This is a genomic window from Lewinella sp. (assembly GCF_050633125.1).
Taxonomy (GTDB): domain Bacteria; phylum Bacteroidota; class Bacteroidia; order Chitinophagales; family Saprospiraceae; genus Lewinella.
The window spans coordinates 119,626-141,440 of record NZ_JBOEFX010000025.1; the positions used below are offsets into that span (position 1 = coordinate 119,626).

Consider the following 21,815-nt stretch of genomic DNA (forward strand, 5'->3'; position numbering starts at 1 on the left):
GGTACAAGCTTCAATAAACGTTTGGAAATGAATAATACACGCTTCATCAATGGCCTGTTGGCCACTTTTTTAATGCTCGGTTTGTTTGTCGTTACTTCTTGTGAAGAGGACGAACCTACGCCGAGTATAACCTGTGAAGATTTTGCGGTAACACTTACAATGGACCCTGACAGTTCTCTGGCACTGATCCTGATTGCTGATGTAGAGGGTGGTACAGCGCCTTATGCCTACGAATGGTCAACAGGCGAGACCACCAGTTCTATTGAGATAGCAGGAAACTTAAACGAGAACTATACCATTACGGTGACTGATGCGGGAGGTTGTACAGAGGTAGTGAGCTTTGGCCCCGACCCCTGCGATTTCTTTACGGCAACCATCAATGTTGACTCTAATGGAACAGCAGCGATCATCTTGCTTGCCAATCCTTCTTCAGGAACCGCTCCCTACACGTATGCTTGGTCGAATGGTGCTACTACCAATAGTATAGAGGTGTCTGATAATGGCACTTATACGGTTGATATTACAGATGCCAATGGCTGTACTACTAGTGCGAGTTATGAGTATACTTACATAGAGCCCTGCCTGAGTTTTATGGTGCAGGTAGGCGTAGCTCAAGATAGCACAGGGACGGGAAGTACCGATATCCTTTATGCCTCCGTCTCTGGCGGATTAGCACCTTACGCTTATGCTTGGTCTACAGGAGAAACAACCTACTCCATTGTTCCCTCTGGCACTGGTAATTATGCGGTAACGGTAACGGATAGCTACGGGTGTGTCGCAGAGGATGATATTGATTATTAATAGAATGCAGCAACAACTCAGTTTGTCGAGTTAGATGGACACAGGGCAAGCCCAAGGGGTCGGTGAAGAATAAGTTCCCGATTTCAGGCTAGAGATTTTGGTGTTGAACAAAGCGCGCAGAACGCGGATAGCCTAAGCTGCGCAAGTGATAAATAACGAAGTTCAGCGCCGACCCCTAAGCTATAATTTAGCAAGGGCTTGCTTTTGTGTAGCATGTTTATTGACCTTTAATGATTAGCGTCTAGATGGAGATTAAGGATAGTTTGGTACAAGCCTGTATCGCTCAGGATCGGAAAGCTCAGAAGGAGCTGTATCTGATCTTGCTTCCTTACCTGCGAGCCGTGGCCCAGCGGTACTTGAAAAATACCTCTTACGCCAAAGATGTCCTACAAGAAAGTTTCGTGAAAATCTTTCAGCGACTCGAAACTTTTGAAACTGGAAAGGGAGCACTAAAAAGTTGGGCAGCAAAAATCGTTATCAATACGAGCATCAATTACAATGAGAGAGTCATTGGGAAATCGACCTCCGAACTGAATGATGACCACCGCAGCACGGAGTTGGAATACTCCGGACTGGAAGTATCAAAAAAGAAATTGATGAGTATCCTCAAACAAATGCCGAAAGGGTATTTTGAAGTCTTTAACCTCTTTGTGGTTGATGGTTACAGTCATCAGGAAATCACAAGTATTCTGAATATCAGCGAAGCTTTATCGCGTAAGAAACTATCACGCGCTCGCAGCTGGTTACAGAAATCGAGGGGTAAATTATTAATAGATTAAAAATAACGCATTTGTAGCATTTTTAAACCCAAGGTTATGGATGATTTAGAGAAGGAGTATCAAGAAAATTTCAGAGATCAGGAGATGCCTAATGATGATTTTGATGTGGATGGCCTGTGGGCCGATATTCACGCGGACTTGGATGCTCAAGCCCAAACCCCAATACGGTCTTTTTATCCTCCTAAAGGGAGCATGGCCATCCTACTGTTGCTCACCTTGGTGGGAATGCTATGGTGGTATAGTAGCTCAGATAGCGCTGATTCCGAGACCTTCTCCAATCAAACATCTACATCGTTCGATGAAATAGATAATAATAGTTTACACCCTGAGCAGGCAACTCCGACAGATAATTACTCAGCACTCGTTGAGCAACAAGAAAAAACACTTACGGTGGATGCCCTTTCGGGAAATCAGACCATAAAACAGGAAACAGTAAGCATAAACGAAGGTACAGAGCAAGAAATACTACAGCGCAGCAAAAGTAAGCAAGAACAGACTCCACCAATAGTGATAGTTTCAACAGGAATTAAAGAAAATACTCAAAATGCACTTCCTCAATTAGTACTCACAACCTCCCTTGAAGAACAAGTTAAGGAGGCTAAAGAATTTAATGAAGAAGTAGACCTCATTCCAGCTGATGATGATAAACTAAATTCAGCAACAGCAACAAGTCAATCGTTACAATCAACAAACGAAGAATTAGTGTTGGATGTACAAAATAATAACAGGACTGATGAGGTAGCAGTATCCTCACTTCGTACTGCTGTCCCCCTTTTGGCCAAGTTGCCATTATTACCCCTTTCCTTCGGCAATTCTACTACAGGAAAGATGGAGAACGCTGTAACAAATAAGCCGCTGGGTTTAGCCAAAAGGATAAAGAACACCCACTGGGCAGTAGCTGCGTACAGTGGTGTTAATCAATTCCGGGCAAAATACTTGCCGATCAATAACCTTGAAGCGATAGCACTGCGCAATAATAATCTAAGCCCTGTATGGGGTGCTACCTACGGGGTGAACATCAGTCGCCTACGGAAAAACTGGCACCTCCGGACTGGAATTGCTCGCTATGACCTTTGGAATAGATTAGATTACCAATCGATTGATACGGATAGCGTGCCAATAGAACAGGTATTACTGCGCGTGCTCATCAACGGCAATACGGGAGATGTTTTAGCAACAGAAGTAGGAGATACTGTTGGTTTGGAAATAACGACCTTACAGGTAACACATTTCAATCGTTTTCAAACCTACAGTATCCCGCTGGAAATAGGCTGGCATCAACGAAAAAGGGCATGGCAGTACGGTATCACTGCGGGAGTGGTGTTCAATTTTACCCAGCAATCCGATGGTAGAAATTTTGACGCAGAAGGCAACTTGATTGACTATAGTGCGACGGATGCGTCAGTGCTTTTACGTCCCTTAAGCATTGGCTGGAGCTTGAGTCCATCACTGGCTTATCAATTGTCTCCCCGTTTTCAGCTTCAATTTCAACCGCGTTGGACATGGAGCCAGCATCGTTTGGAAGAGGGGACCGTCAGGGTGCAGCAGTATAACTTTAATTTGGGCCTTCAGTATAGGTTTTAAGAGCGATTCATTTTTAGTGAAGGCATCATAGGGATCACACTATGTGGGGGGCTTTTTTACACACCCCTGTGGTCGTCCCAAAACCTTAAGCGTCTTTGGTGGTTCAAAAAACGTATCTCGGCTGTTATTTATGAATTCAACCTATCCAGTTCCCCTTAAATGCCCTTATAATCTCTTATATGGTTCAAATAACCTTGGTGTTTTGGGTGGGTAAGAAATCACTCCGGCAGTTCGTACAAATGATAGCGCCAGATAATCCGTAGGACCTTGTCCGTATAGCCAGGATCAGTTGCGTAACCGCCTTCGCGGAGACCTTCTACCCAGGCGCGGTAATTCCACGAGGGCAGGTCCCGAATTTGGGAATAATTGTCTCTGGTAAGGATAAAGTCACCAAAGTCCGTGTAGCTTTCGCTGATCAGTGGATAGCGTCGAAAGCAGGCTACGGTTGCATATACAAACCACCCCTCATACTCCAGTGTCTGTTTACAATAGGAGAGCCCTGGTCGATCTGGCTTAGATTTGATACCGAAATGGTTATTGGCGTTAACGGCCAATTCACTTTTACCCCAGTTGCTTTCCAGGCCGGCAATAGCGAGGATTACGGGCTCAGGAATACTGGTGCTTTGGCTCAGTTGTTTTGAAAGATAGCGATATTGAGTGAGGTATTTACTCACGGCTCCCGGTCGAGATTTGTCTAGGTCAGCACTACTTGGGCTGAGGCATAGGATGGTCAGAGGAAGCAAAAGGCAGTACAGGATTCTCATGTGTGTGCAGGTTGTATGGGCTTGCACAAGATAGGAAAGTTGGGAAAAAAATAGGCGCTTGATGGCAATTTTTGCGAACTGCTTTTCAACTTGCCAGCTATCTTTGACGTTCAACCTTCATAGATGCTAAGCATATTTTATTTATTCAATCAAACATTACCTATGTCTTCTATCATCCAGCCTTCCGTGTTTGCCTTTCTAAAAGCCATCACCGTCAATAATGACCGCGACTGGTTTAAGGAGCACAAAGGAGATTACCAAGCTGCGCTGGATAATTTTAAGGCTTTTGCTGGTAGTTTACATGATCACATGACCTTGCATGATGAGATTGAAAGAATGAAACTCCACCGTATCTACCGTGATGTCCGCTTTTCAAAAGACAAGACACCGTATAATTCCCACTTTAGCGGCAGTTTTGTGCGGGCTACCAAATGGAAGCGAGGCGGTTACTATTTTCACCTGGAGCCAGGAAACTCCTTTGTTGGCGGCGGCTTTTGGGGCCCCGAGCGTGATGACCTAAAACGTATCCGCACAGAACTAGCGACGGCGGCTGAGCCACTACGAGAGATTATCAATTCTGCTGAATTTATTGCCACCTTCGGGGAGCTCAAAGGCGATCAGCTCAAAACAGCTCCACAGGGATACCCCAAAGATCATCCCAATATTGACCTCCTGCGCTACAAACAGTTTCTTGTCAGTCGTAATTTTACTGATGAAGAAGTGATGGCCCCAGACTTTGCAGCCCAAGCGTCAAATGCCTTTCATCAGATGCGCCCTTTCTTTGATTTCATGAGTGATGTACTGACTACCGATGAGAATGGGGTGCCATTGGAGTAGAGGAGTGCTCATCCCGAGGGGGCGGGATTCGCGGTTGTGCTCTTCCGATTTATCGGAAGAGCACAACCGTGAGGAACGAGCACTATTGAAACACCACTTTCGTGGAAAAGATCGCCTGACCATTTTCGTTAATAAGCAAGATGTACATGCCAGCGGGCATTTGGAGATTCCATTGTGTAGCTTTGCCGTTCCAGCGGTATTGCTGCATCATTTGCCCCGCAAGGTTGAACAATTGAGCTTCATACTGGCTACCTTCTGGAGCTTCAATCGTAATCCAATCGTTTGCTGGATTGGGGTACACCTCAAAAGGTTTGATCACAATCCCTTCGCCAGTGCCTAAGGGCTCGTTACTGGCGCCAGGAGTAGGGTTGACAGATTGGAAAGCACCCGTTCCGTTGGGTAAACGCCCCACGGCCGCGTCGGTCTCCTGTGGCCCGAACTCCGTTCCGTCAATCAGTCCATTACCGGCCGCGTCGGTATCAAAAATGCCGATGAATTCCCCATCTGCGGATAGTTTGAAATCCGTGTGCAAAGGCCCCTGCTCTTCGTCATCATCTACCCACACGAGGAGGAAGGCACCAGCACTGATACTCATATCAGGAAAGGCCCACTTGGTAGGATTGTCAGGATTGTCGGAGAGGTAACGCCCGGTGAGGTCGATACTCTGATCGCTATAATTGTGGATTTCGACCCAATCGTCAAACTCATCTTCTTCATCGGCGATCACGGTGCCGTTGCTGGCCATAAATTCGTTGATGGCCAACTGTAAGCCTCCATTGCTTACTTCGAGGGTAAAGTTGTCACAAACAGGGTGGCGCTTCATAGCGCCTTGGTTATCAGAAGCAGTAAAGTAATATTCAATGTTGCCAGCACTCGACAAAGGAGAGAGGAAGATACCGTACTCGCCATCATCAGGCAGGCCATCTCCGGTATTGCCAAAGTCTTCCATATTTACACAATTGAAAGATTGACCAGGAAGTTGGTAGCACAATTGGACTAGATTCACACTTTCATCTTCTTGCACATTTACTTGAAAGGAAAGTTGTTGTCCGACGGATGCGGTACTTGCACGTTCGCCAAAAAGGTAGGGAGCCGGATTGAGGTCCTCTAATTGTGTCAAAGTATTTTCCCGACGAGCTAAAATGTAAGATTTTAGGCCGTAATCCGTATGGGAATAGTCGGTTTCGTCATCAAAAGCATTGTGGAAATCCGTCAGGCTAAATCCGTAATCCAACGGATAATAATCGTCTTCGGTCACAAAAGGGAGCAGTTTGGCCTGTAAGGCATCAAAATCAGGAAAAAGATTGATGGGTTTGAAATCCTCCTCCAGGAAAGCTTCGATGTAATAAGTGTACCGCGCCCGATAGTCAGGCACCTCCAAGATACGCTCAAACAATGGGCGATCCGTCGATCCGCTGGGCCAGTTGTAAATGTCGCGTTCTGCCCAGTCACGGTTAAGCCAGTCGATACCGAGGGTGTTGTCCAGGTCGAAGGGGATGTACTCGAAACGGTCAGTAGCGGTGTTATGGTAGAGGTAGAAGTTGTTTTGGTTAAACGCGTAGCCATCCCAGTTGCCGACTAAAACATCGAAGGCCATGGTACGTAGGTAGGTGTCTACATTGAAAATGGCCTCTAGTTCGCAAGGCAGATCACTGATAGAAGTCTGATTGATGACGCTGATAAAGTTGGCGAGATCACTGTAGTCGTCGGTATCACTGTTGTTTTGTAAATCGTAAGCACGGCGCCCATTACTGGTGAATTTATACAAGTCGGGATCATCGCCGAGGTAGGCCAGGTCTGCCGGATAGAGGCATTTGTAGAGGTTGCCGTCTTTATTGCCAAAACGGAGGTCGACAAACTCTTCGTCGATATGCTCGATATTGGCATAGAGGCCGAAGTAGTCACCGTTGATATACAGTTCTACGTGATTGGCTCTTGCGCCGGGAACGCGCATATCTTTGAGTAAATCCCAGCAAATCTTCGCTCTGCTAATCGTCGGGTCGTTGTGTTCCCCGTTGAGGTTGATTTTTTCAAGCCCTTTCCATTTTTGACTGGTAAAAGAGTTGAAGGAAACTTTGAAGGATTTTTTTGCGCTGTAGCGAGAAGTGTTGCCGCGTAAGCGAAAGCCAATTTGCTGAACAGTATCCACCCCTTCTTCGTCGGTAAACATAAACGTTGCTGGGTATTCAACATCACTTTCTTCGTTGCCAGGTGCCAATATAGCATTGATGTCGCCAGCAGCAATAGTGATATCTACCCTGGGGACAATATCATCTTCAAAAGCGGCACCCCGGCCAGGGAAAAGATCTTGGGCCGTAAGGCCAAACGAAAAGATGAGTAATGGTAAAAGTAGTAGCAGTCGATTCATATCCTTCTTGGTTGTAAACGGAAATATTGAATCATATAAGGGATTATAAGGTCATTTAAGGGGTAAGAAAAGAGGCTTATATATTCTTATAATCCCTTATATGGTTCAAGTTCTTGTCTTGTAAGAAGCCTCTTTCTTTCGAAAAGGTACTCTCAAAATTAGCAGAAAAAGGCATCAACGCGATAATTTTTTTGAGTCACAAAAGACATTAATCTATTTTACTTCCCGTCGTCCAAACCACCACATCAGGACACCACCACTCAGAAACATAGCAATACTATAAATGGCGGCGGGAAGGCTCACCTCGGGCAGAAAGAGGATGGAAGAAGCGACAACAATAGCCAAAGTGCCATTTTGGATACCTGATTCAATGGCGATAGTGATGGATTGCGCCAAGTTTAGTCCAAAAAAACGGGCAACTCCCCAGCCCAATCCCATCGTAATGAGGTTGAGTGCAAAGGTCGCTGGCCCCAGTACGGGCAGTGCATCCAGTAGGGTTTGCCAATTGGCTACTACGATTCCTGCCAGAATGAGGACGAAGATGACCGTAGAGGCGATCCGCATGGGGCGCTCCATTCGTTGAGCAAAAGCAAGGTTGCGCGAGCGCACCAGCATTCCGATACTAACGGGGAGTGCTGTGATGCCAAAAATTTGCCCCATCGTTGCGAGTATAGGTAGCTCTATCGGTCGGCTTTCGCCTAAAAAATGAGCCAAGCCCCAACGGACAATCAATGGAATGGTGAAAATAGTAACGGTACTACTGATCGCCGTGAGTGTGACCGATAATGCAATATCCCCCTTCGCTACATAGCTAATGAGGTTGGAGGTAGCACCACCGGGGCAGGCCGCCAACAACAATAAGCCCACTGCCAGAAAAGGAGAGAGGGCAAACACATAACACAGGCCAAAGCCGATAAGCGGCAACAGAATAAGTTGGTTGAAAAGCCCGAGTGTAACCGCTCCCGGAAACCGCACCACTCGTCGAAAGTCTTCCAAGGTCAAGGACAGCCCCATGCCAATCATGATAATAAAAAGCGAAGCCGGAAGAATAACCGTGGTGAGGATAGAGGATTCCATAAGGGAGGTTAGGAGGTAATGGGTACGAAGATAGCAAAGTCGGAAGTCAGAAATGGGAAGTCAGAAATATTTCCGACTTCCCACCTCCCATCTCCGACTTTATTTATTGTTTCGCAAACGTCCGTGTAATCGTTCCCGCTTCATTGGTAGCCCTGAGGAAGTACATGCCTGGCGTCCAGGTTTTGACATCCAGTTGCAGTTGCTCGCCTTTGATGGTAAGCTGCTGGATGACTTGGCCGTTGAAACTGATGACCTCCAGTTGCTGTCCTGTAAAGTTGGGCGACAATTGTAGCTGTAGTTGATTGATCACCGGATTGGGGAAAATGCGGATAAACTGATTTTTGGTGTTCGGTGTACTGACACTGTTGGGCACGTAGGCCTCGTTGCGGTATTCGATGATGCGGTTGGGGCCGCTGCCGGGGTAGAATGGGCCATTGGTAGCAATGTATACCGAGCCGGTATGAGGGTTGATCGCCACATCACGCAGGCGACCGAGATTGTCCAAGTATTGATCTTCGTTGGTGATAGCAGTACCATCTTCGTTAAAAGTCATCACACTAAGGCGAGAATCACTGAGGGCAAAGCCACCGAGGACAGCCATGAGCATCTTTCCTTCCCACTCGGGGATCGCCGGATGATCGTAGTAAATGATATCATTGACGGCAGCACAAGGACTGAACTCAATCAGGGGCTCTCTGACTGCATTTGCTGCACAGAAAGCTTGCTCTGCAGTCGTATTACAGGCACCCTGTACATTGGGCCATCCGTAATTGGTGTTAGGTCCGATGAGGTTGAATTCATCAGATTGTTGGGCACCGTGTTCTGAGCTATAAACCTGACCATTAGGCCCGTAGGTAAGCCCCTGTGGGTTGCGGTGACCGAAGGAGTAGATATAGCTAGTGGGGTCAGGATTGTCAGCAGGGATGCTGCCGTCCAGGTTTAGGCGCAAAATCTTTCCATTGGTACTGTTCATGTTTTGCGATAAGCTACTATTGCCTCTATCGCCGGTCGTCATCAGGATTTTATTATCGGTGGTGATCAACAAGCGGGAACCATCATGGATGCCTGCCCCTTGGATTTCATCGAACAAGATGGTCTCGTTGACCAGCTCGCTGCCATTCCATTCAAAGCTGGACAGCCGCTCCTGAATTCCTCCTTGTTCATAACAATAAACGACGTAGAGCAGGGGCGTATTCAAGAAGTCAGGGTGCAGGGCCATTCCGAGCATCCCGTATTCGCTATTGCCGCCAGTAACGGCAGCCTGGTGATTGAGAATGGTGACGGTATTTCCGTTTTCAGGATTGATCCGAAGAATATTTCCGCGACGTTCGGTTACCCACAAGTGGTCATCAGGGCCATACTTTACCTCCCAGGGTACCTGTAGTCCGGTGGCCACATCGCTAGCGGTGAGGAGGGTGCTGTCTAATTGCAAATCCTGTGCCTGAAGCGCTGTTGGCTGTAACATAAAGGCCAGTGCTATGGCTGCAAGGAAGAAAGAATGTCTCATGTACTCGTACTTTTACTTTCGTCAAAAGTAACAAATCAAAACCGTAACTTGCAACCTGACAAAGCAAGCCAGATGACGAAACTCGCCGCGCGAATTGCCGCTGCACAGACCAGTATTTTTAAGGTGGTATTCCCCAATACGACCAATCATTACAAGACCCTTTTCGGTGGGGAAGCCCTCAAAATGATGGACGAAGTTGCCTTTATAGCTGCTACCCGTTTCAGCCGTAAAACAATGGTAACGGTGAGTAGCAGTAAGGTGGATTTTACCATGCCTATCCCGGCAGATACCATCATTGAAGTGCAGGGCGCAATTACCAGGGTTGGCCGCACAAGTGTAGATGTGCAGGTGAATATTTACAAAGAAGAGATGTACGAGGAGGGGCGCGTTTTGGCCGTGCAGGGATTGTTTACCATGGTCGCTGTAGACGAGAACAAAGAACCAGTACCGGTGATTGACGTATGAAAGCGTTGAAAGTCATAACGACGGTTTTAATTTTCCCAGCCTTAATCCCGTTCATGGCCAGTTTTATGTTTGCATTTCATACTCCTGCTCATTTTAAAGCAATAGATTCCTTGTCTGAGGATACGCTTGACGTTTGGGGGATGAAAAAGCATAGAGTAAGGAATCTGCTAGTCTTTCATTTACCTTTCTGGTTACTATTGTTGATTCGCATGAAATTGATACCTCGTTGGGAAAAGAAGGATGACTTGAACCAAAAGACTGGTTAACTGGTCTTTCTGTATGACGCGCCTTTTGTAAATTAGGCTTTCGCCCAAAAAATAATAGATATGCATACCTCTCCCGTTCAACGGTTACTCCAGCTTACTTTAATATTTTTGCTTCTTGTAGGAATTGGTAGTCTCCACGGCCAACGTATGCTCAATTGGCCCGACTTGGCGGACGTGCAGTTTTCCGAAAAGTTTTCTAATAGCCTTGGGATAAAATATTACCAGGCCAATTTCGGCGAAGATCTTAAAGCCATGGAAGGGGAGGACGTAATCATCATGGGCTACCTCATTCCGCTGGATGCCTTGGGCGAAACCTATGCCCTCTCTAAGAACCCTTTTTCTGCGTGTTTCTTTTGTGGAGCAGCCGGCCCAGAGACGGTGGTGGAGTTGAGAATCAAAGCCGAGTTTATTCAGCGCTACCAAACAGATGAGCGTCGCGCCTTTAAAGGCCGTTTGCAATTGTACGAAAGCAGTTTGGAGCAGTTTAACTATGTCCTATTGGATGCGGAGCCGCTTTAGGTGGGAGGAAGGTTTTTTATAAAAATCAATTAGAAGGGTAAGATTTTAATAAGTCAATTGATTAATCAGTAGAAACCTTAGCTGCTGCGAATCCGCAATTGCTCTATTTAACTGTAAAATCAAACCCTATGCGATTCTCTTTCTTTCTAACGTCCTTCTTGTTACTGGTATTTCTGCCAACTATTTCCGCTCAATCTATTTGGGAAAGCGCTTTTTCCAAAGCGGATCACGATTTTCGTGATTACTCTATAACCACGGCTGCGGATGGATCAGGCGATATGGTTATTGCGGGCACTTTGCATAATAAACTCACAGACGAACGCCGCATTCATGTACTAAAACTCGATGGTGATGATGCTAGCGTCGTCTTTGAATTGGTTTACACCGCTGCTGGCGATAGCTGGGCCAAGAGCATCACGGCTTTTCAAAATGGGAGTAGTACCGGTTACGCTATCACGGGCTATGTAGATGACGGCGGCGTAAATCGCACCACTGTACTGACCCTCGATGAAAACGGGGTGCTTCTACATGAGACCATGCTAGCACAGCTTTCCGCGACTACAAATGGCATGGGCTTGCATATTGCAGCTACGCCCGATGCCCTTAATGATGGTTTTGTCGTCGTAGGTATGGTACACGAGCCATTAAGTGGATCAGATTTACGAACTCCTGAAAAGCAGGCGTTTTGTGTCAAGCTAGATCAGAATTTAGGAGTGGTTTGGGAAAAGTATTTTGACTCAAACGTGGGCCCCCTTTATAGCTTAGATTGGGATGTAGCCAATTTTGTGACGCCCACCGATCAGGGATACTTTATCACCGGAGGGAAAAACTCCCTCACGGTGCTTGGACAACAGCGGCAAGGTATTTTAGCATTAATGCTGGATGGTTTGGGTAACCAACTATGGGATGCGAGCTATTACACAGGCAATGCCATTGATACAGGAGCTAGTGCCTGGTACGATCAGAGCAACCAAAAGGTATATGTATTGGCCAATATTTCAGTGAGCCACCACTTGGGGATCAGTGTATTTGATGCAGCGACAGGGGCTTTGGATCTTAGCCAGTCTTTCGAGTCGTTTTCCAGTAATTCAGAATTAGATAAATATGGGCACACCCTGGTTAAGTCACCTTATGCAAACCATGTTACTATTCAAGGTAGAGCATTGGACTATTCCTGGTCGGGCGGCTCCAATCAGGGGCAAATTGGCTTTTTAGTGAACTATGATTTATCGACGCAGTCGTTCGGGGTGCATTATTTAGAAACAAACAATTCCACTGCACTCAACAGTATAGGCACCTATGACCCACTTATTCCAGAAGCCATTAGTGCTTGGTATTACCCTCAGGCATTGGTCAATCTGGATGTGCTCAGTGGTGCAATGCTTTCGTATTTTGGGGACACAGGACAAGATGTGGGCTTGCTGGTTCGTAAATTTCGCCATAGTAGCCCCTCTAAATATGAGTTTTGTGAGCAAGGGGATAGCCTGCTTTTAGATGTTGTTAATCCAGTTGTAGGCGAGGCAGGGGTAAATTTAACAGCAACTAACGCTAGTTCGACAATAGGAACCCCAAATTTTCTCGATGCTCCAGAGGTTACGTCTTTTGAAGAGGTTTGCTTACAGGAAGGGCACACTGGAACTACCTTGGTGCAAGCGTTTGAGAGCGTGAATATCTTCCCTAACCCAACGGGTGGATTATTCGCGGTAAGTTGGGAAAAAACAAATCCATTAATTCAGATTTCATTATTGGATATAAATGGCCGTATTTTGCTCCAGAAGGGACTTCCTTCAGGCAGCCTTACTACCCAAATAGACGTAAGCCGTTTTCCTGCTGGTGTCTATCTTTTGCAACTTACCAATAATGAAGGAGCGGTAACGAGTAGACGGATAGTTAGGCAATAGATCAAGTCATTTCAAGTGCTAAAACCTAACATAAGATGATGAAATTCCGCCTTTACTATTTACTACTTCCGTTGTTAATGGGCTGCTCGGCCAAGTATCATACTGTTGTTGACCAAGTGTTGCCCGCACGTGTTCCGGCCATTGCGCAGATGCGTAGCCTCACCGTGGTAGATCGTGCCCGGGAAGCCAACTTGGGAACACGGCTAGAAACGGGAGACCTTTACAGTCAAGGTAATGTGCGTTTTTTGGAGAGGTGTGCCCGCCAGCTTCCGGTTGCAGCTAATGTTTATAACAAAAGCCAGCGCGATGCCAATGCGGGCTCCCCAGCACCTCGCCTAAATAGCTCGCAAGTGCGTAGTTTTGGTGGCCAAAGTGAAGGCTTGTTGTGCCTGGAGCAACTGTTTCCACGAGAAGTTCGTACTTATGAAACCTATGATAAACATCAGCTGGATGAACAAGGCAAGGATTACTATATCAGGGCCGTACGTGCCACAAAAAGCATGACTTTGAGTGCCTTATGGCGATTGTATGAGGTTCGCACGGGTCGCGTAATTGTCGAATTACCCTACTTGGTGGAAGATGTTGTTGAAGCCGAAGGGCTAGATCAAACTTCGGTTAATACCAAGCTGGATACGCTGTATACCTTCAATCCGTCAGAGCTGCAACAGCAGTCGATGGATATGTTTTTAGCCGATGTTTTACCGACGCCTATCGAGTCTAGCTGGCTGTATTACAGCAAGGGGAGTAGCCTGATGGAACGCTCTGCGGAACTCTTGGAGGCACGTCGTTACCACGATGCTGCGCGATTGCTTGAAGCCAATGCCGGCTCAATAGACCGCTTGAAAAAGCCAGGGCATGCGATGTTGAATTGGGCAACAGCCTTGTTTTTAGACGGCCGAAGCGAGGAAGCATTAGCCAAAGCTTACGAAGGCCAAAACCGCTATGGCGGTAGTGACTTTACAGCGTTTATTAAAAAAGTACGAAGTTATGAGTAGACCGTTTCCGGTTTGGATGCGCTTCATTGCAGTGTTGATAATGGTTGTTGTTGGTAGTTTAAAAGAAGTAGCAGCACAGGTGAATATACAGTTTTCAGATGTTCATACTGGCCAAATAACAGAAGCTTCCGTCGCTCATATTAAAGTGATGAACTTTACGGGGGTAGAGATTCATTATCATTTTAAAGGCTATGTCTCTACTCCCGATGGGCAGGAACTGTTGCGTGTCAAAAGCGAGTTACTTAAGCATACTCCTGGCGGTGCCGATTTTGCAGAAGAACACCAGGGAAACCCGCCAGGACAACTAAATGTAGATCCTTTTAAGAATCTGACCATTCAATTTGCGGCACCAGACTGGCAAAATTACTCCGGGCCGGTAAACTTTCGTGCCGAATTGATCCACCCGCTAGATACATTCTCTATCATTGCCCGGACAGATCATGCTGTACGGCTAAAAAACGGCAAATTCGTAGACGAGAAAGGACGTTTTAGTACCAACCCTAGCTTGGTTAAGTTAGAGGTGGAGGTGCCACGCAGTCAATTGTTTGAACTTGACAGCTTGCTGAATTTTGTCAAATTGACGAATGGGAATGATTATCCACACTGCCAATTGCCACCATTTGTGATCACGATCAAGCAAGGCCGAAAAGATATTTATCAATTGGAATACCAGCACCCGTGCATTGGTATTGGCGAGCAAAAGCTGAAGCCGTCAGATTTTAAAGTACTATTAGATGAATATGCTTCTCGTGATCGGCAAGAGCTTATCGCTATCCATTTTCCTAATGGAAATCATACGGAGAGTGCCCCTATCTGGACGACACAGCATGCACAATACACTGACACCAAGGAAACGTTTACGAGCAGTGCCTTGGGCTTGTCTTTTGATCATTTTGAGTATGCCAAGGTGAGCCCTGTTTCTTATGAAAAAGGCCCTACGCTGATATTTGATAAGGAAGGAGCTATTGTGGAAGTTGCACCCCCCGCTAACCGTTCATTTTTTTATGCGATGCCCATTGATTATCCATTAGGATTTAGGGTGAGCAGAGATGATGTGAACGGCAATTTTAGTGTGAATATCTATGACTGGAACAGCTTGTCGGAGGCAGAGTGGGAGACTTTTTTTGCTGGTCGGCAAAAGAAGGTGATCAAGCAGCAGGTGGGAGATATAGAGATTTGGCAATCTCCCCACCTTGTGGAGGTTGTCGATGATCCCAGGACGGTTTTCCCTTACCAGCGATTTATGTTAGGAATACGGGATGGCAACCGTTTTTTGATGACGTCGGTAACGAGAGTGATTGTTGAAAGGGAGCTACCTAATTATTTTCCATCGCACTTTGCGCTGGATGAGGCAGCTTTTTTTACTTCTCTACGCTACCATGGGGTAGGCTTTCAACCGGAGGTCGATGAGTCGGGCGAGCTGTTGAAGCTGGTTCCTTATATAACGGAACCATTGACGCCAGCGGCAGACCGCCTTGCTAGTTTTGATCGTTTTCGAGCTTATGCTACTTTGCCTAATTTGTCCTACACCAATTACTACGGTACGCCAGAAATCACTGCGTCTCCCAGCCTTTCTTCCCTTGATCGTCAGCTCGAAGAGCGTCAGGAACCAAAACTGTTGAGTTTACCTCAAATTACTAAGATTACGCCTGATTTTGATACCGTCCGGCATTATGCTACTCATGAGTGGGAGGAGGTTGCACTGAAGTTTAACCACCGTACAGTAGTAGCTTCCCAGGTGTTACCACGCTTTTCCAAAATGTTCGAGACCTTTTATTTTGATAAAAGAGACTCCATTGTGTCCGTTAGTATATCCAGCGGTCCACAAAATGCACCAGAAAAACCTGGTTTGGCATTGGTGGCTATAACATCTTCTACGCTGAATCTGTCAGCGATTCCCTATCAACATCTTTTGGTAGACCATTTCACAAACAATGATTTGACCGATGGGCAACTCAGTGCCATCGTTGCCTATGATAATAGCAATCAAGTGAGCAAACCTGCTGATGTCAAAAAGGTGGCACTAGGATCTTGGCGCGTTTTTGCCAGCAATAGAATGGCTAACCCCATGCGACGTTTTGGTACGGGCAATATGATTTTGGTAAAAACACCAAGCCGTATTTATCGTATTCGCATTACCGGCGGCTTTGAATCGGATATTCTTCCCTTTTTGAACAGCCTGGAAATTGAAGGCCAACAACTGAAGTTTGAATATGAAAAAGAGGGAGGAGTGAAGATTCAGAAAACGTAATGGAGGCTCAATTCATCATCACCGTCGATTCCAATTGAAAGCGAGGGACTTGGGCATAGAAATTTTCTCCGGTCTCGGTACTCACCATTAGGTAGCGCCCTTCCATTGATCCAAGCGGGCTGGCCAGTGGGCACCACGAGTCGTAGCTGTGTACATCCCCTGGTTCCAGTACAGGCTGTTGCCCAATTACACCGTCTCCTTCTACTTCCTGCACTTCTCCCAGTGCATTGGTGATCACCCAGTGGCGATACAGCAGCTGTACAGTATCTTGCCGGCAGTTCTTGATAACAATGTGGTACGAGAAGACATATTGATCTTCGGTAGGTCTGGAATACGCCGGTTGGTAACGAGAGAATACGCTGATTTGGATACCATTAGAGAGGAGCGATTCCATAAGAGGATGGCTTTATAGGTTTAAAAAATCTCTGGTGACTTGTTCTGCTTCCGCTAGTGCAGTATCCAGGTCATCATTGAGCAAAACGTAGTCAAAACTATTCTCGTAAGTCAACTCCTCGGCCGCGCGGGCAATACGTTTGGCGAGGCTATCCGGGCTCTCGGTATTGCGTTCCCGCAAGCGGCTAAACAGAATCTCTTCACTGGGTGGTTTTACAAAAACGACCAAGGATTCTTCTGGATAAGCCTTTTTAATGTTGGTAGCTCCTTTGACTTCAATGTCAAAGATGATATGCTTGCCAGCGGTCCACAATCGGTCGACTTCGCTATGCAGGGTACCATAGTAGAGGTTTTCGTAAACCTCTTCCCATTCTACGAAACCACCAGTATCGATTCTTTTTACAAAATCATCTTTGGTGATAAAATGGTAATCGTAGCCATCCTTCTCGTGGGGGCGCTGCTTGCGGGTCGTCGCGGACACAGAGAAAGATAAAACCGGAAAGGTGTTTAACAAATGACGAACGATAGTAGTTTTGCCGGCCCCTGAAGGAGCAGTGAAAATGAGCATCTTAGACATGACCTAAGTATTTTTATCTCTTTGCTAAACAATATTTGCCGTTTGTTCCTTTATCTTTTCCAACTCATCCTTCATGCCTACAACGAGCCGCTGAATGTTGGAAGAGTAGGCTTTTGCACCAAGGGTGTTGATCTCACGGCCAATCTCCTGGCTGATAAAGCTGAGTTTGCGCCCTTTAGCCTGGGTTTTGTTATTAAGGACCTCTAGAAAATATTCGCAATGCTGTGCCAAGCGCATTTTTTCTTCATTGATGTCCATCTTTTCCAGATAGAAAAGGACTTCTTGTTCGTAGCGGCTTTCGTCGATCCGGTCTTTACCCATTTTGTCATCAAGGCTGCGGTAGAGGCGGTCACGGATGGCTTCTACCCGATCTTGTTCGTGGGGGCTAACCTGCTCTAGTAAACTGCTGATGGTATTTATACGCTCGGTCAGGTCATTAGCAGTCGCTGCACCTTCTTGTTGTCTAAACGCCTGGAATTTTTCCAACGCAGCACTAATGGTGTCGGTAATCGCTTTCCATTCCTCTTTCGACATTTCTCCATCAGAAGAGGCGGCTACATTAGGCAGGCGCAGAATGGCACTCATCAGGGTTTTGTCTTCGTAATCGAACTCTGTTGACAATTCACGAAGCGCCGAAAAGTATTTTTTGAACAACGGAATGTTTAATCCAAATTGGTCGTCGCCTAAATGAGAGGTAATGTCTATTGACATTTCCAATTTTCCCCGGTGGGCAAAATCGGTGACCATCTTGCGGAGCTGTGCTTCCTTTTCCCGCAGGTTTTGGGAGCATCTTAGGCGCAAGTCGGTGTACTTACTGTTTAGAGAGCGGACTTCTACCTGAATGGTTTTGTCTTCCCAATTATTAGTAGCACGACCGTAGCCCGTCATTGATAATAGCATATTGTTTCATTTTCGCTTCGAGGAAAGGGCAAATATAGGTTTAAAGCTCGTTTTAGGGCTGCTTACTCCGGAAAACTTCTCTAAAAGACTGGATTATTTTGGGACGAGGAAGGTTATAATAAGCTTTGAAAATATTTTTTTCAGTAGAGATATATTTGGCGCATTTGGATTGGTGTTGTGTTTAGCCTTGGCTATCTGGTGTTTTTCGGAAAATAATTCGGCAAGAAGGGGGATTGGCAGCGCTGGTTGAAGCTAACTAATTGATTATTAATGAAAATTAATCAGCCAATCCTTTCATAAAGTGTAAAATTTAGCGAAATTTGCCTCTCTTTTGCCAAAAGGCATTTTTTAGTATAACTAATTATAAACCAGCAAATAACGATGAGAAAAGCTGATCTAGTAGCAGCTATAGCTGAAAAGACGGGTGTACAAAAAGTTGATGTACTGGTTACCCTGGAATCATTCTTTAAAGAAGTGAAAGGGTCACTTGCTGACGGAGAAAATGTCTATATTCGCGGTTTCGGTTCTTTTGTTATCAAGAAAAGAGCCCAAAAAGTTGGTCGTCATATCAAAGAGAATAAGGCGATTGTTATTCCTGAACACTTCATTCCTGCTTTCAAACCTGCTAAGGTTTTTGTAGAACAGGTAAAAGAAAATGTAACAAGTTCTCCTAATGAGGAGAAGATCGACTAATAAAGTTGAAAACGCTTCAGAATAATATGACTAACTTACAGTATATAATAATAGGAGGCTCATTGGTGCTTTTTCTTGTGCTGTATTTTGGTTGTGAAACTAAGCCTCCAGGGCAGCAACAGGTTGAACAAACCCGGATGTTGCAAACGGAAGCTACCGATGTTAATATTCTGATCAGAGATGCTCACGATGAACTGCCAGCTGACCAGATGAGTACAATTCAGGCTTTGCAGCAGGAGTTGACGTTGGCAGATAGCGATTCTCTAAAAGTAGAGGTGCTAAAACAGATTTCTGGCCGATGGTACGAAAACGAATATCCTGCGATTGCCGGGCACTATGCCCAAGAGATTGCAGAGCTGGAAGAAACGGAAAAAGCATGGTCTATTGCCGGAACTACCTACGCGATTTGTGTACAACGAGCAGAATCGGATAAAGTACGTACTTTTTGTAATCAACGGGCTATTCGCGCATTTGAAAATGCGATCTCCCTTGATCCCAGTAATGTTAGTAACCAGGTGAATCTGGCGCTAACTTACACAGAAGTACCTCCCCCAAATGAACCAATGAAGGGGATACTGATGTTAAGAGAGTTAGAGCAATCTTTTCCAGAGAGTGCCCTCGTACTAACATCACTGGCCCGTCTGGCCATCCAAACCGGGCAGTTTGATCGGGCAATTCAACGTCTGAATCAAGCGCTGGAGTTGGAAAACGACAATTTGAATGCCATTTGCCTGTTAGCGCAAGCTTATGCAGGTGCAGGTGACCAAGTTCAGGCACAAGCCTACGACGACCGTTGCCGAAATAATGCAAAATAAACATTAATTAATTAACTTAAAACGTAAATTATGCCTTGCGGAAAGAAGCGGAAAAGACATAAGATTGCGACTCACAAGCGGAAAAAACGCTTGCGCAAGAACCGTCACAAGAAGAAGAACAAGTAATAACATTCTCTACCTCCAGGTATGTTAGGTACAACATCAGCTTTCGAGCTTGTACGATGTACCCCGGTTTGGATGTTTTACTTACAGCATATTTGCCGACCCTTTCCTGTAAGGGGTCGGCTAAGCTGTTTATATTACTATTGAGCTGTCTTGACCTTACGCGTGCCCTCCATAAAGACATTCAAGTTCTTAAAACACTTGAGCTTTTTTGAGACAGACCAATAAGCAGTAGCGGAATTATCAGTCCATCGAGCAAACTGGCCAGTCTTCAGTTACCCTGATCCGACGATCAATAACAGATGAAAGACTATGAAAAGCCCAGCCCTAATGCAAATGTTATGGAGTTCTACAGAACAGGCTCCTAAGAAATTAAGCAGTTTGCTAGTAATTGTGCCACCTCTCATTTTTCGGCACAATGTTTCCTGATACGTTCCTTTATTCTGCTAACCGGCTTGCTTGTGAGGTGGGTTAAATTTAACAAGATTGAATAAGGAACTGATCATCAATTCCTCGCCTACCGAGGTTGAGATAGCGCTCTTGGAAGATGGTAAACTGGTAGAATTACACAACCAGAAAACCAATGAAAATTTCGCCGTTGGCGATATTTTCCTCGGGCGTATCAAGCGATTGATGCCTGCACTGAATGCCGCTTTTGTGGACATTGGCCACAAAAAAGACGCATTCCTTCACTACACGGATTTAGGGCCTAAGCTCCCTTCCCTGCAGAAATACACCAACGGGTCGATCAAGGGATCGATCAATACGCACAGACTAGAGAACTTTGCCTTTGTTCCCGATATCGTAAAGACAGGGAAGATAGATAAGGTTTTGGGTAAGAAAGACGATATCCTCGTCCAGATTCTCAAAGAACCGATTTCTACCAAAGGCCCTCGGCTGAGTTGCGAAATTACCATTCCCGGTCGTTACCTCGTCATTTCTCCCTTTGCGGAGGTGATTGCGGTATCTAAAAAAATTGGTAGCGCCGAAGAACGTAAGCGTCTTCATTTATTGGTAGAAAGTATTCGTCCGAAAAACTTCGGCGTGATCGTACGTACGGCTGCCGAAGGAAAGAAGGTTGCTGACCTTCATGAGGAAATGTCTATGCTCATGGAAAAATGGCAGGACATTCAGCAGCAACTGAAAAATGCTGCTCCGCCTGTAAAGTTACTGAGTGAGCTGGACAAAACGACCTCTATACTGAGAGACTTGCTAACGGATTCTTTTAACCGGATCGTCGTCAATGATAAGCAACTTTACAACAATGTAAAGACTTTCTTGGGCAGCATCGCTCCTGATAAAGTTAAAATCGTTCAGCAGCACAGGAATTCCAAGCCTGTTTTCGATGTCTACGGAGTGACCAAGCAAATAAAGTCTTCGTTTGGCAAGACCGCTACCATGGGCAGTGGTGCCTATATTGTTATTGAGCATACCGAGGCCATGCACGTTGTAGACGTCAACAGTGGTCATAAGATGCGCAATGCCAATCAGGCCGAAGCTGTATTGAAAGTCAACATGGAGGCGGCCGAAGAAGTCGCTCGCCAGCTGCGTTTGCGAGATATTGGAGGGATTATTATCATCGATTTTATCGATATGCGTAATGCCGAACACCGCAAGGAGCTGCTACAGGCGATGCGCAAGCACATGAAGAAAGATCGGGCTCAGCATACCATTCTTGCACTGAGTAAGTTTGGCTTGATGCAGATCACCCGCCAGCGGGTTCGTCCCGAGGTGAATATTAGCACTTCCGAGGCTTGTCCTACCTGTAAAGGTACGGGCAAAGTAAACGCAACCATTCTACTAGAAGACGAAGTGGAAAGGGATTTGACCTTCATCATGCAATCGCGGCCAAAGGCCAAGCTGACATTGGTGGCTCATCCTTTTGTGGTGGCTTATCTAAAGAAAGGTTTCTTCAAAAGTGTCCAGTTCAAGTGGTGGCGCGAACACCAGCGGTGGATAAAAATTGCCGAAGACAAAGATTATGCCTTCAATACCTACAAGTTTTTTGATGTAAACGACGACGAGATTCGCCTGCAATAATCAGGGAGTTTTCGTTAAAGCATAAATAGCCACAGAAGCATTGCCAAAGAAAGGTTTAAAGACCAGACGGAGGAGTGCTTTTGTGGCTTTTTTCGTTGTTTAAGGTAAGGTGTTTTGAACCATATAAGGGAATATAAGGTTCTAGTTTGATTATCTTGAT

The 21,815-nt window shown here is 45.8% G+C and carries 19 protein-coding genes; 12 read left to right on the forward strand and 7 right to left on the reverse strand.

Annotated features, from left to right (window positions below; all coding sequences use genetic code 11):
- Window positions 1-27 precede the first annotated feature (27 nt).
- From ACRBG0_RS07785 to ACRBG0_RS07795, 3 genes are all read left to right on the forward strand, one after another.
- A complete protein-coding gene (locus tag ACRBG0_RS07785; protein WP_431486340.1) occupies window positions 28-801 on the forward strand; it encodes a hypothetical protein in 774 nt (257 codons plus the stop codon).
- A 245-nt stretch (window positions 802-1,046) separates the two neighbouring features.
- The gene (locus ACRBG0_RS07790; protein ID WP_431486341.1) at window positions 1,047-1,580 is read left to right on the forward strand and encodes an RNA polymerase sigma factor; all 534 of its coding nucleotides are present in this window, start codon (window positions 1,047-1,049) and stop codon (window positions 1,578-1,580) included.
- Window positions 1,581-1,616: 36 nt separating this feature from the next.
- Entirely contained in the window at window positions 1,617-3,164 is a 1,548-nt protein-coding gene (locus ACRBG0_RS07795) for a hypothetical protein (RefSeq protein WP_431486342.1), read from the forward strand.
- Between the two features lie 218 nt (window positions 3,165-3,382).
- Here the strand turns inward: ACRBG0_RS07795 and ACRBG0_RS07800 are convergent, their stop codons facing one another.
- Complete coding sequence (locus ACRBG0_RS07800; protein ID WP_020538221.1) at window positions 3,383-3,928, reverse strand: glycoside hydrolase family 73 protein; 546 nt, start codon at window positions 3,926-3,928, stop codon at window positions 3,383-3,385.
- Window positions 3,929-4,090: 162 nt separating this feature from the next.
- On the opposite strand from ACRBG0_RS07800, the gene ACRBG0_RS07805 reads away from it, so the two are divergent.
- Window positions 4,091-4,765 (forward strand): DUF2461 domain-containing protein, encoded by a 675-nt coding sequence (locus tag ACRBG0_RS07805; RefSeq protein WP_431486343.1) that lies wholly within the window; start codon window positions 4,091-4,093, stop codon window positions 4,763-4,765.
- Window positions 4,766-4,847: 82 nt separating this feature from the next.
- Here ACRBG0_RS07805 and ACRBG0_RS07810 read toward each other — a convergent pair whose 3' ends face one another.
- The 3 genes from ACRBG0_RS07810 to ACRBG0_RS07820 all read right to left on the reverse strand — a co-directional run bounded on the left by ACRBG0_RS07810 (window position 4,848) and on the right by ACRBG0_RS07820 (window position 9,717).
- On the reverse strand, window positions 4,848-7,133 hold the full coding sequence (locus ACRBG0_RS07810; RefSeq protein ID WP_431486344.1) for a CotH kinase family protein: 2,286 nt from the start codon (window positions 7,131-7,133) through the stop codon (window positions 4,848-4,850).
- Window positions 7,134-7,346: 213 nt separating this feature from the next.
- Window positions 7,347-8,210 carry a bile acid:sodium symporter family protein gene (locus ACRBG0_RS07815; RefSeq protein WP_431486345.1) on the reverse strand — a complete coding sequence of 288 codons (864 nt, stop codon included), beginning with the start codon at window positions 8,208-8,210 and terminating at the stop codon, window positions 7,347-7,349.
- A 103-nt stretch (window positions 8,211-8,313) separates the two neighbouring features.
- Window positions 8,314-9,717, reverse strand: coding sequence for a PQQ-dependent sugar dehydrogenase (locus ACRBG0_RS07820; RefSeq protein WP_431486346.1), 1,404 nt, complete (start codon window positions 9,715-9,717; stop codon window positions 8,314-8,316).
- Between the two features lie 72 nt (window positions 9,718-9,789).
- On the opposite strand from ACRBG0_RS07820, the gene ACRBG0_RS07825 reads away from it, so the two are divergent.
- The 5 genes from ACRBG0_RS07825 (at window position 9,790) to ACRBG0_RS07845 (ending at window position 16,114) form a co-directional block, all read left to right on the forward strand.
- On the forward strand, window positions 9,790-10,182 hold the full coding sequence (locus ACRBG0_RS07825) for an acyl-CoA thioesterase (RefSeq protein WP_431486347.1): 393 nt from the start codon (window positions 9,790-9,792) through the stop codon (window positions 10,180-10,182).
- Between the two features lie 326 nt (window positions 10,183-10,508).
- A complete protein-coding gene (locus ACRBG0_RS07830) occupies window positions 10,509-10,967 on the forward strand; it encodes a DUF3299 domain-containing protein (protein ID WP_431486348.1) in 459 nt (152 codons plus the stop codon).
- Between the two features lie 128 nt (window positions 10,968-11,095).
- Complete coding sequence (locus ACRBG0_RS07835; RefSeq protein WP_431486349.1) at window positions 11,096-12,868, forward strand: T9SS type A sorting domain-containing protein; 1,773 nt, start codon at window positions 11,096-11,098, stop codon at window positions 12,866-12,868.
- A 35-nt stretch (window positions 12,869-12,903) separates the two neighbouring features.
- The gene (locus ACRBG0_RS07840) at window positions 12,904-13,863 is read left to right on the forward strand and encodes a hypothetical protein (protein WP_431486350.1); all 960 of its coding nucleotides are present in this window, start codon (window positions 12,904-12,906) and stop codon (window positions 13,861-13,863) included.
- Window positions 13,856-16,114: a hypothetical protein gene (locus tag ACRBG0_RS07845; RefSeq protein ID WP_431486351.1), complete on the forward strand. Its 2,259-nt coding sequence runs from the start codon at window positions 13,856-13,858 to the stop codon at window positions 16,112-16,114. Before ACRBG0_RS07840 ends, ACRBG0_RS07845 begins: the two co-directional genes overlap by 8 nt.
- Before the next feature lie 7 nt (window positions 16,115-16,121).
- On the opposite strand, the gene apaG is transcribed toward ACRBG0_RS07845, so the two are convergent.
- From apaG to ACRBG0_RS07860, 3 genes are read right to left on the reverse strand one after another with little or no spacing between them, the layout of a single operon-like run.
- Window positions 16,122-16,508, reverse strand: coding sequence for a Co2+/Mg2+ efflux protein ApaG (gene apaG / locus ACRBG0_RS07850; protein WP_431486352.1), 387 nt, complete (start codon window positions 16,506-16,508; stop codon window positions 16,122-16,124).
- A gap of 12 nt (window positions 16,509-16,520) precedes the next feature.
- Entirely contained in the window at window positions 16,521-17,084 is a 564-nt protein-coding gene (gene gmk, locus ACRBG0_RS07855; protein WP_431486353.1) for a guanylate kinase, read from the reverse strand.
- A gap of 24 nt (window positions 17,085-17,108) precedes the next feature.
- Window positions 17,109-17,984: a YicC/YloC family endoribonuclease gene (locus ACRBG0_RS07860; RefSeq protein ID WP_431486354.1), complete on the reverse strand. Its 876-nt coding sequence runs from the start codon at window positions 17,982-17,984 to the stop codon at window positions 17,109-17,111.
- A gap of 381 nt (window positions 17,985-18,365) precedes the next feature.
- Here ACRBG0_RS07860 and ACRBG0_RS07865 point away from each other — a divergent pair, with 381 nt between their 5' ends.
- The 3 genes from ACRBG0_RS07865 (at window position 18,366) to ACRBG0_RS07875 (ending at window position 21,655) form a co-directional block, all read left to right on the forward strand.
- Window positions 18,366-18,677, forward strand: coding sequence for an HU family DNA-binding protein (locus tag ACRBG0_RS07865; protein ID WP_431486355.1), 312 nt, complete (start codon window positions 18,366-18,368; stop codon window positions 18,675-18,677).
- Between the two features lie 26 nt (window positions 18,678-18,703).
- Window positions 18,704-19,492, forward strand: coding sequence for a tetratricopeptide repeat protein (locus ACRBG0_RS07870; RefSeq protein ID WP_431486356.1), 789 nt, complete (start codon window positions 18,704-18,706; stop codon window positions 19,490-19,492).
- Between the two features lie 609 nt (window positions 19,493-20,101).
- On the forward strand, window positions 20,102-21,655 hold the full coding sequence (locus tag ACRBG0_RS07875) for an Rne/Rng family ribonuclease (RefSeq protein WP_431486357.1): 1,554 nt from the start codon (window positions 20,102-20,104) through the stop codon (window positions 21,653-21,655).
- The last annotated feature ends 160 nt before the right edge of the window (window positions 21,656-21,815 follow it).

Coding starts and splice junctions, on each gene's coding strand:
- ACRBG0_RS07785 (WP_431486340.1), top strand. CDS start 28: ATGAATAATACACGCTTCATCAATGGCCTGTTGGCCACTTTTTTAATG.
- ACRBG0_RS07790 (WP_431486341.1), top strand. CDS start 1,047: ATGGAGATTAAGGATAGTTTGGTACAAGCCTGTATCGCTCAGGATCGG.
- ACRBG0_RS07795 (WP_431486342.1), top strand. CDS start 1,617: ATGGATGATTTAGAGAAGGAGTATCAAGAAAATTTCAGAGATCAGGAG.
- ACRBG0_RS07800 (WP_020538221.1), bottom strand. CDS start 3,928: ATGAGAATCCTGTACTGCCTTTTGCTTCCTCTGACCATCCTATGCCTC.
- ACRBG0_RS07805 (WP_431486343.1), top strand. CDS start 4,091: ATGTCTTCTATCATCCAGCCTTCCGTGTTTGCCTTTCTAAAAGCCATC.
- ACRBG0_RS07810 (WP_431486344.1), bottom strand. CDS start 7,133: ATGAATCGACTGCTACTACTTTTACCATTACTCATCTTTTCGTTTGGC.
- ACRBG0_RS07815 (WP_431486345.1), bottom strand. CDS start 8,210: ATGGAATCCTCTATCCTCACCACGGTTATTCTTCCGGCTTCGCTTTTT.
- ACRBG0_RS07820 (WP_431486346.1), bottom strand. CDS start 9,717: ATGAGACATTCTTTCTTCCTTGCAGCCATAGCACTGGCCTTTATGTTA.
- ACRBG0_RS07825 (WP_431486347.1), top strand. CDS start 9,790: ATGACGAAACTCGCCGCGCGAATTGCCGCTGCACAGACCAGTATTTTT.
- ACRBG0_RS07830 (WP_431486348.1), top strand. CDS start 10,509: ATGCATACCTCTCCCGTTCAACGGTTACTCCAGCTTACTTTAATATTT.
- ACRBG0_RS07835 (WP_431486349.1), top strand. CDS start 11,096: ATGCGATTCTCTTTCTTTCTAACGTCCTTCTTGTTACTGGTATTTCTG.
- ACRBG0_RS07840 (WP_431486350.1), top strand. CDS start 12,904: ATGATGAAATTCCGCCTTTACTATTTACTACTTCCGTTGTTAATGGGC.
- ACRBG0_RS07845 (WP_431486351.1), top strand. CDS start 13,856: ATGAGTAGACCGTTTCCGGTTTGGATGCGCTTCATTGCAGTGTTGATA.
- apaG (WP_431486352.1), bottom strand. CDS start 16,508: ATGGAATCGCTCCTCTCTAATGGTATCCAAATCAGCGTATTCTCTCGT.
- gmk (WP_431486353.1), bottom strand. CDS start 17,084: ATGTCTAAGATGCTCATTTTCACTGCTCCTTCAGGGGCCGGCAAAACT.
- ACRBG0_RS07860 (WP_431486354.1), bottom strand. CDS start 17,984: ATGCTATTATCAATGACGGGCTACGGTCGTGCTACTAATAATTGGGAA.
- ACRBG0_RS07865 (WP_431486355.1), top strand. CDS start 18,366: ATGAGAAAAGCTGATCTAGTAGCAGCTATAGCTGAAAAGACGGGTGTA.
- ACRBG0_RS07870 (WP_431486356.1), top strand. CDS start 18,704: ATGACTAACTTACAGTATATAATAATAGGAGGCTCATTGGTGCTTTTT.